We start from the raw sequence: 8,871 nt of genomic DNA, 5'->3' as shown, positions 1-8,871 counted from the left end.
GAGAAAAACCAGCATGGCGATGACGGCGGCAAGCGAGGTGGCGGCATTCAGGGTGGCGGCGACGCCGAGGCCCAAAGCGCAAAGACCCATGCCGACGGTGGCGACCCGGCCCGCCGGGTAGCGGTCGGCGAGTTTCCCGCAAAAGGGGGAAAAGAGGGTCTGCATGATCGGCTGGATGATCAGGATGGTGCCGGCCTGGTGGGCGTTCATCCCCTTGACGTACTGCAGGTAGAGGCTCATGAAGAAGGTGACGCCGAAGGTCGCCGCATAGTTGAGCAGGGCCGCCAGGCTGGAGAAGGCAAAGACCCGGTTGTGGCGCAGCAGGGCGATGTTGAGCACCGGGTAGGCGGTGCGGGCTTCAAGCCAGAGGAAAAATCCGAGGCCGCAGACGCCGGCGAGGGCCAGGGCCCAGGCCCAGCTGCCGTGGTCGAGGTTGGAGGCGCCGCTGATCAGCAGCAGGATCGCCGCTGCGTAGACCAGGCTCCCCCGCAGGTCGAAGGGCTCGCCTTTCGACTCGGCCCATTCGCCGCGCAGTTTGGCGAGCGATACCAGGAAGGTGGCGATCCCCAGCGGCACGCAGAGGTAGAAGAGCCAGCGCCAGCCGAGGCCAGTGACCAGCGCGCCGCCGAAAAAGGGCCCGCAGGAGATGCCGGCATAGACGCTGGCCACGGCAATCCCCAGCGCCTTGCCCCGCTCCTGCGGCGGGAAGACCGAAACCACGATGGCCATGGTCGTCGCCATCACCATCGCGCCTCCCATCCCCTGCAGAAAGCGCAGGGCGATCATAACCTCGACCGACCAGGCCTGGGAGAGCAGGCCGCCGGCGATGGTGAAGACGACGATGCCATATTGAAAGATCCGTTTTCGACCGTGAATATCCCCCAGGCGGCCCATGGCCAGCAGGAAAATCGATGCCGACAGCACGTAGGTCGTCTCGATCAGCCCCAGCTGCATGGCGCTGGCGGCGAATTCGCGGCCGATGCTCGGCAGGGCGATGCCGACCGCCGACATCATGAAGGGCATGAGAAAGTGGGCGACGCAGACGACGAACAGGGTGGCGCTGCGGGAAACGGGAGGCGACATCAGGATCCAATCCGGTGCGGGGTTGCAGACACAACACCATAGCGGATTTTACGGCGAAAAAAAAGCCTGTGAAGGCCGGCCCGGTTGTTTATGAGTCCAAGCTGGTCGGGTCTTTCCCAAAGCGACAGCACATGGCGGGGTCGGGGGATAGGGGATGGGGAGCACGGAAGCGGCAGCCGCCGCCGCATTGGGAGAGGACGGAGCAGCTGCGGCACTCGAGGTCGGATAGCGGAGTGTGTTTGAGCCGCAGCCAGCAGTCGATCAGCCCTTTCCGGGCGTCGCCCAGGGGAGCGTCCCGGTAGAAGCCGCACTTGACGGCATTGCCGTCGGGAAGTACGGTCAGCAGGTGACGGCCGCAGGCGAAGCCCTCGGAGGGGCCATGGTAGCCGCCGCCGAAGCCGTAATCGAGCAACGGCGTCGCCTGTTCCAACGGAACCTTGAGGCTGCGGTTGCGGGTCAGGTTGCCGGCGTCGCAGAGGATGTCGACCCCCCAGCTGACGGCGTCTATCTCTTCGGCGAAGCGCTGCATCCGGTCGAACTCCTCCAGGTTGCCCTGGTGGATCATGGTCGCCAGCGAAACGGGGATGCCCGCATGCCGCGCCGCCAAAATACCGTCGAGGGTCAATTCGAAGCTGCCTTCCCCCCGCAGCAGGTCATGCCCATCGCGCCAGCCGTCGAGGCTGACCTGGATTTCGTCGACGCTGAGCCAGCGGCAATTTTTCGCAGTCAACAGGGTGCCGTTGGTGATCAGTAGCCGGCGGACCGGCAACTCAGCCGTCTGCTCGATAAATAACTGCAAGTCGGGGTAGAGCAGCGGCTCGCCGCCGGAGAGCATCAGCTTGAGCCCGCCGTTGTCGGCGAATTCGGCGCTGACGGCGACGGCGGCGGCCAGGTCAAGGCGGGTCGGTTTGGGGGGGCCGAGGTAGCAGTGGCGGCAGCGCAGGTTACAGTCGTGCAGCAGCTGCAGTTCAAGGTAACGCAGGGAGGGGACGGGAGCCTGGGCAACCGGTACGCCGATAGCGGATGGCTCGGCAACGACTTCAAGCAGCCCTTCGTCGAGACAGAACTGGACGAACTCGTCATCGTCGGTCAGCTCGCGGCCGAGTCGGGAACCGTCGCAGCGGGCCAGGAAGGCGAGGGCCGCGGTATCGAGTTCGTAAAGCTCGTCGCGGCCCCGGTGGTAGATGAATGTCTGCTCGAGGGTCTTGAGGGATGCCGACGCTGACAGGCGCAGGTATCCGTCGGGCCAGGCCGGGTCATCCATGGGGGGCAGCCGGAAGGTCGCCGGCGGAAAGGGCGTGGCGCTCGATGAGCATGGCCAGCAGCCGGTAGCCGCCGCAGGGGGGACTGCCGGGAACCTGCGGGGCTGCCTGGAAATCGCAGTCTGCGGCGCGAAAAGGACAGATGCCGCAGACGGCGGCGTCAAGCAGGGGGTCGTGGCTCGTGGGTGGAAGCATGAATCCCCCGCGCGGGAAGTCCCGGGTTGCGAGGCGGCCCCGGCGCACCAGTTCGTCGATCACCAGAGCTCCGCGGCAGGCCTGCTCTTCCTTGTTCCCGGCCCGGTAATAGGCACAGAAGTGGCGGCAGATATAGTCCTCGAAATCGGTTTTGATCATGGTGCCTCAGAAAAAAACGGAGCCGACGGTTTTGCCGTCGGCTCTAGGGTTTCAAATCGGAGTCAGAGGCAGGATTTGCTGCATTTGCACAGGCCTGCGGCCTCGCGTTTGACTTTTCTGATCTTCATAGATATCTCCTTTCGCGGCAGGGAGTTTATTCTACGGATTAAGTCTAGCCGTAGAATTCCCCTTGTCAAACGAGAGGTTGAGTTCATTTGGCCGGGGCAAAGCGGAGCGCCGCCGAGTTCATGCAGTAGCGCTGTCCGGTCGAGGCCGGGCCATCGTTAAAGACATGCCCCAGGTGGGCGTTGCAGCGGGCACAGAGAACTTCGGTGCGGCGCATGAAGAGCGAGTTGTCCGGTGCGGTGGCGACATTCAGGGGGGAAATCGCTGCCGTGAAGCTCGGCCATCCGGTTCCCGAGTCGTACTTGTCCTCTGAGCGGAACAGGTCGAGGCCGCAGCAGACACACTGGTAGACCCCGTGCTCGTGGTTGTTCCACAGGTGGCCCGAATAGGCTTTTTCAGTCCCGGCTTCCCGGGTCACGTGGTATTGCTCCGGGGTGAGCTGGGCTCGCCATTCGGCGTCGGTTTTGGTTACTTTCTCCGTCATGATGGTGGCTCCTTTGGCAGACGAATAGACCTGGATGGTTTCCGCGGCCGCCGCAATACCCAAAAATGCCGCCAGGTTGAGCAGCAGGCTGATGATCAGGATGCGCATGATTCACCTCCGGTTGGAAAGAGCGGTTCCATGACATCAGGATACCACATCGGCGGTAATGATGAATCAGCTCAGGATCAGGTTGGGCAGCTCGTCGGTATCGTCCTGTTTGACCGGGAAGTGCTCCTCAAGCAGTTCGCCGCAGCGGGCGACGGCAGTACACAGGGCCTCGGCGGTTTGCCCCGAACGGATGCCTCCGGTGACCAGGTGGACGATTTCGTCCCAGGTGGCTTTCTCGACCCGGTCATTGATTCCCTTGTCGGCGAGAACGAAGACCCGGTGTTCGAAGAGGGAGATGAGGATCAGGATGCCGGTCTTGTCGCGGGTGTGATGCAGGCCCTGTTCGACAAAGGAAACCAGGGCGTTTTCTGCGACCTCGGTAGCGATTTCGGCAGGGTGGATCAACCTGCGCTTGAGGCCGGGCAGCGCCCGGATCAGGCACTTGAAAGGGAAATAGAGGATTATGAATATCGGCAGGAAGACCCACACCGATGAGTGGCCGAATGCCCAGCTGGCGGTGACTGCCGTCGCCAGCGAGAAAAAGCCGGCGCCGACGATCTCGGCCCTGGGGTAGTCGTATGATTCGTCCACCACCATCGGCACGATTTCGCCGCTGGTGCGGGCTTCCGCCGCCTGCACGGCCGTCTCGATGCGCTGTTGTTCGGCTTCGGTAAAGAAGGTTTTGGCTGTCAGTTTTGGCATGGGAACACCTTTGGGTTTAGCCAGAAAGTCTTGAAAAGCGTCTCTCGCCTGTTCGCTATGCTCACTCGAGTATGCAGAGACCGCAGAGGAGAATCCAAAGACTTGAGCTTGGTTATCTCTGTGTCCTCTGTGAACTCGAGCGACTGAAAGGAGCGGGCGGGAGGCCGAATTTGACCCTGTTTTTTAACGCGAATTACCAGCCTCCTGACGATCCGCCGCCGCCGAAGCCGCCGCCACCGAAACCGCCAAATCCACCGCCGCCTCTGCCGCCTCCGAAGGGCGGACCGCCGATCCAGAAGCTGCTGCGCCGATGATGGCTGCTGCGGGGGCCGCGTTCGAGCAGCAGCAGGCCGGGTCCGAGAAAGAGAAGCAGCGCCAGCATCCCCCAGGGGTTGCGTTTTTTCTTCTGCCCGGTACGGCCGGTTCCCTGGTATTCGCCGCGAACCGCCTCGGCCATGGACGCCACCCCGGCGAGGATGCCGCCGTCGAAATCCCCCTGCTTGAAGCGGGGGGTGATCTCGTAGTCGATGATCCGCCCGGCCAGCAGGTCGGTGAGCCGCCCTTCGAGGCCGTAGCCGACCTCGATGCGCACCTTGCGCTCGGCCTTGGCGACCAGCAGCAGGGCGCCGTTATCCTTCCCCTGCTGGCCGATTCCCCACTGCTCGGCGACCTTGATGGCATACTCTTCCAGCGCCTCCCCTTCGAGGGAAGGGATGGTCAGCACCGCGAGCTGGGTCGAGTCGCTCTTTTCGAACCCTTCGAGAAACTGCTCGATCTTCAGGCGGGTCGAGGGATTAAGCAGGCCGGCCTGATCGACAACGTAACCGGTGGCTTTCGGTACATCGAGAGCGGCGGCGGTCAGCGGCAAAAAGAGGACCGCCACCGCCAGAAAAATATTGCGCAGCCAGGTCATCACTTAGAACTTCACCTTGGGGGCGACTTCGGCGCCGGCTTCGGCCTTGAACGGTTCCTTGCGCTCCAGTTTAAGTATCCAGTTGTTGGTCAGGCTGTTGGGAAAGGTGCGGATCGAGGAGTTGAAGGTCTGAACGGACGCGTTGAAACGCTGCCGCGCCACGTTGATGCGGTTCTCGGTTCCTTCGAGCTGATGCTGCAGGTCGAGGAAATTCTGGTTGGCTTTCAGGTCGGGATAGCGTTCGGCCACCACCAGCAGGCGGGAGAGGGCGCCGGACATTTCGCCCTGGGCGGCCTGGAATCTTTCCATGGCGGCCGGATCGGAAAGGTCCTTGGCGCTGATGTTGACCTGGCCGACCTTGGCGCGGGCCTCGGTGATGGCCTGCAGGGTCTCTTTTTCGTGCGCGGCGTAGGCCTTGACCGTCTCCACCAGGTTGGGGATCAGGTCGGCGCGGCGCTGGTAGGTGGCCTCAACGTCGGCCCATGCGGCGAAGACCGCTTCTTCGTTCTTCTGGATCTGGTTGTAGCCGCACCCGGAGAGGGCGGGCAGGGTGATGGCCGCGGCGATAAAGAGCAGAAAAAAATTTTTGAACATGGGACGGACTCCTTGTCGAAGGTGGCAAATGATGGGAATTACAACGAAGTTAAAATATAGTCATCGAGAGGTGGGTTGTAAAGGTATGGGACGTTTTTTCGGTTTGTTGTAACGCGGCAAGCCCGACCCGCCCAAAAGTCAGGCGGGTCGGGCTTGCCGGCCTGTGCTTGTTCAGTCTCCGAAGCAGATGCCGAGATCCCGGGCCGTCAGCACCGTGTCCCCATCGGTCTGGACCCGCTTGTGAATCCCCAGCGCTTCGCCCAGCGGCACCAGGGCAATGTCCGGCGAATGGAGCCCGACCATGTGGTCGAATTTTCCTTGCTCGATGGCCCGCACGGCCGCGGCGCCGAAGCGCAGGGCCAGCAGTCGGTCGAAGGTTGTCGGCGATCCGCCCCGCTGCAGGTGCCCCAGGACCATGGAGCGGGAATCCTTGCCGGTGCGCTTGCTGATCTCCCTGGCGACATGTTCGGCCATGCCGCCCAGAACCACGTGCTGGCGGCCGACCTCCCCGGATCCCTTGGTGATCACGTTACCTCCCATGGGGATGGCCCCCTCGGCCACCACCACGATGCCGTACTTGCGTCCATGCAGCTCGTTGTCCATCACCTTGTCGCAGACCTTTTCGATGTCGAAGGGGATCTCCGGAATCATGATCGCATCGGCGTTCCCCGAGATGCCGCTGTTTAAGGCAATAAAGCCGGCATCGCGTCCCATCACCTCAACCACCATGATCCGGTCATGGGATTTGGCCGTCGAGTGCAGCCGGTCGATCGCCTCGGTGGCGATGCTGACGGCCGTATCGAAACCGAAGGTGATGACGGTGCCCCCCATGTCGTTGTCGATGGTCTTGGGAACGCCGACCACCGGCATCCCTTTTTCGGCGAAGCGGTGGGCGATCTCCAGGCTGCCGTCGCCCCCCACGGCCACCAGCGCGTCGAAGCGCAGGCGGCGGAAGTTCTCCATCACCTTGTCCGACAGGTCGCGCTCTTCCCATTCGCCGGCCGCGTTGGCAATCGGCATTTTGAAGGGGTTCCCCTTGTTGGTGGATCCCAGGATGGTGCCGCCGACGCTGGCGATGCCGTCCACCTTTTCCGGGGTCAGGTGGATGATCTCGTCGGTGTTGAGCAGGCCGGCATAGCCCGACTTGATGCCGTAAACCTCCCATTGCCGGTTGTAGGCGGCCATGGTCACCGCCTCGATGACGGCGTTCAGTCCCGGCGCGTCGCCGCCGCCGGTATTGATGCAGATCTTCATTCGTTTGGGCATGGGACACCTCTGCGGGGTTTGTCGGTGATGGATGACAATAGAGTCGCTTCATGAACGTTCGGTCAGCAGGATAACATAAAAAGAATCAGATTCCGATATCCTCGCTCCACAATTCCGGGCGGGCCGCGATGAAGTCGCGCATCAGGCCGATGCACTCTTCGTTTTGCAGTACCTCAACCTGTACTCCGCGGCTGCGCAGCAGTTCCTCTTCGCCCATGAAGGACAGGTTCTCGCCGACGATCACCCGAGGGATGCCGTACAGCAGGATGGCGCCGCTGCACATCGGGCAGGGGGAGAGGGTCGTGTACAGCACCGACTCCCGGTAGATCGCGGCCGGCTGCCGCCCGGCGTTTTCCAGCGCATCCATTTCGCCGTGGAGAATCGCACTGCCTTTTTGGACTCGCCGATTGTGGCCCCGGCCCAGAATCTTGCCGCCGTGTACCAGCACCGAGCCGATGGGGATGCCCCCTTCCGCCAGGCCCTGACGGGCTTCTTCAATGGCGGCTTTCATGAATTCGTCCATGATGATTCCCTTTCTACGGCCTGACCAGCCGCACCCGGCTGCCGTCGCGGCCGGCGATCACGTCGAGGCGCAGCGGCATCTGCTCTTTCAGCTCCGCCACGTGGGAGATGATCCCGATCATCCGCCCGCTGGCCTGCAGGTCGATCAGGGTGCGGATCGCCAGGTCGAGGGATTCGGCGTCGAGGCTGCCGAAGCCTTCGTCGATGAAGAGGGTGTCGAGGCGGATGCCGCCGGCGTAGGCCTGCACCACGTCGGAGAGCCCCAGGGCCATGGCGAGGGCGGCCATGAAGCTTTCGCCGCCGGAGAGGGTGGCCACCGGCCGCACCTTGCCGGTGTAGGCGTCCTCCACTTCCAGTTCCAGCCCCGAGGCCTTGTTCCCCTTGGCCCGGTCTTCCTTGCGCAGCAGCTGGTAGCGCCCTTTGCTCATCAGGCTGAGGCGGTGGCTGGCCTCGATCAGCACGTCGTCGAGCAGTACGCTGAGCACGAAGCGCTGCAGGCTGATCTTGTTGCCGGTCTGGCCGTTGGCCACGTCGCTCAGGGTGCCGATGATCGCGTAGCGGCGGTCGAGTTCGGCCTGCTGCGCGGCGGCTTTCTGCAATTTTTTTCGGGTAGCTTCGAGGTTCTGACGGCGACCGTCGAGCTGCTGCCAGCGGCTGTCGGCTTCAATTTTCGCCGCTTCGGCCTGGTGCAGTTCGGTAGCGACTCGTTCAAGGTCGGGACGGGACTGGTCCTGAACCGCCGTGCGTTGTTGTTCCAGTGCTCCGGAAATGCGTAGGCACTGCTGGTCGTAGTCGCTGATCGCTTGCCTGAGTGCGGTAGCTTGGGATTCTTCGAGCAGGGCGTTGCGATAGGCGGGTTCATCGGCCAGGGGACTGGCCGCCAAGGCGGCCTTTTGATTGGCCAGCGCTTCGGCTAGCGCCGTTTGCGCGCTGTGTCGGGTCTTTTCCGCTGCGACGAGGGTGGCGCTGGACGCTTCCACAAGGCCGTGTGCATGTTTATGGTTTTCGCGGGCGGCAGTGATCTGTTGTTCTAGGGCGCCGGCTTCCTTTCGAGCTAGGACGATGGCTTTGTCTAGGGATCCGGCCGCGCGATAAGCCTCCGGCAATTCTTTTTCGGCGCTTTGCACCTGGGCCTTGGTCGTGGCTAGTGCGCTTGCCGAGTCGGCCGTTTGATTGCCGGCTTGGTCGAGTATTTGGCGCGCTCCGGCTTCCGCTTGTTTGAGTTGCAGCAGGGTGTCGGTGAGAGCCGCCAATTCCTTGCGCCGGGCCAGTAGCATTTCAACTTCCCGCTTCAGCCGGTCATGATTTCCCCGCAGGTCAGTGGTGGGGAGTTGCGCAGACTCACCGAGCTTGGCCTGCAGTTCGCTCATCAGTTTTTGACTGTTGACCACCTTGCCCCGGGTTTCGCCATAGGCTTCGCGAGCTGCGGCGAGTCGTTGGCTTATTTCTTGAGCGCG

General features: G+C 62.8%; 10 protein-coding genes. All 10 read right to left on the bottom strand.

Translation table 11 applies throughout. The annotated features are described in order from the left end of the window. Nucleotides 1-1,083 (bottom strand): MFS transporter (locus tag ABYV89_RS11260; protein WP_432823048.1); only part of this gene is annotated, 1,083 nt, incomplete at its 3' end. 88 nt (nucleotides 1,084-1,171) lie between these two features. Further along, nucleotides 1,172-2,347, bottom strand: coding sequence for a radical SAM protein (locus ABYV89_RS11255; RefSeq protein ID WP_432823047.1), 1,176 nt, complete (start codon nucleotides 2,345-2,347; stop codon nucleotides 1,172-1,174). Next, nucleotides 2,340-2,699: a hypothetical protein gene (locus tag ABYV89_RS11250; protein WP_432823046.1), complete on the bottom strand. Its 360-nt coding sequence runs from the start codon at nucleotides 2,697-2,699 to the stop codon at nucleotides 2,340-2,342. The genes ABYV89_RS11255 and ABYV89_RS11250 overlap by 8 nt, the downstream gene beginning before the upstream one ends. A 211-nt stretch (nucleotides 2,700-2,910) precedes the next feature. Then, a complete protein-coding gene (gene msrB / locus ABYV89_RS11245; protein WP_432823045.1) occupies nucleotides 2,911-3,417 on the bottom strand; it encodes a peptide-methionine (R)-S-oxide reductase MsrB in 507 nt (168 codons plus the stop codon). 66 nt (nucleotides 3,418-3,483) lie between these two features. Then, complete coding sequence (locus tag ABYV89_RS11240) at nucleotides 3,484-4,119, bottom strand: TPM domain-containing protein (protein ID WP_432823044.1); 636 nt, start codon at nucleotides 4,117-4,119, stop codon at nucleotides 3,484-3,486. A gap of 193 nt (nucleotides 4,120-4,312) precedes the next feature. Further along, nucleotides 4,313-5,032: a TPM domain-containing protein gene (locus tag ABYV89_RS11235; protein ID WP_432823049.1), complete on the bottom strand. Its 720-nt coding sequence runs from the start codon at nucleotides 5,030-5,032 to the stop codon at nucleotides 4,313-4,315. 3 nt (nucleotides 5,033-5,035) lie between these two features. Then, nucleotides 5,036-5,626: a LemA family protein gene (locus tag ABYV89_RS11230; protein ID WP_432823043.1), complete on the bottom strand. Its 591-nt coding sequence runs from the start codon at nucleotides 5,624-5,626 to the stop codon at nucleotides 5,036-5,038. 171 nt (nucleotides 5,627-5,797) lie between these two features. Next, nucleotides 5,798-6,892 carry an ATP-dependent 6-phosphofructokinase gene (locus tag ABYV89_RS11225; RefSeq protein ID WP_432823042.1) on the bottom strand — a complete coding sequence of 365 codons (1,095 nt, stop codon included), beginning with the start codon at nucleotides 6,890-6,892 and terminating at the stop codon, nucleotides 5,798-5,800. Nucleotides 6,893-6,977: 85 nt separating this feature from the next. Further along, the gene (locus ABYV89_RS11220) at nucleotides 6,978-7,415 is read right to left on the bottom strand and encodes a nucleoside deaminase (protein ID WP_432823041.1); all 438 of its coding nucleotides are present in this window, start codon (nucleotides 7,413-7,415) and stop codon (nucleotides 6,978-6,980) included. A gap of 13 nt (nucleotides 7,416-7,428) precedes the next feature. Beyond that, on the bottom strand, nucleotides 7,429-8,871 hold a 1,443-nt coding region (locus ABYV89_RS11215; RefSeq protein WP_432823040.1), incomplete at its 5' end, for an SbcC/MukB-like Walker B domain-containing protein.

This window comes from Trichloromonas sp. (assembly GCF_041583255.1).
In the GTDB taxonomy this organism is placed as follows: domain Bacteria; phylum Desulfobacterota; class Desulfuromonadia; order Desulfuromonadales; family Trichloromonadaceae; genus Trichloromonas.
This window is presented reverse-complemented; position numbering and strand designations above follow the sequence as displayed.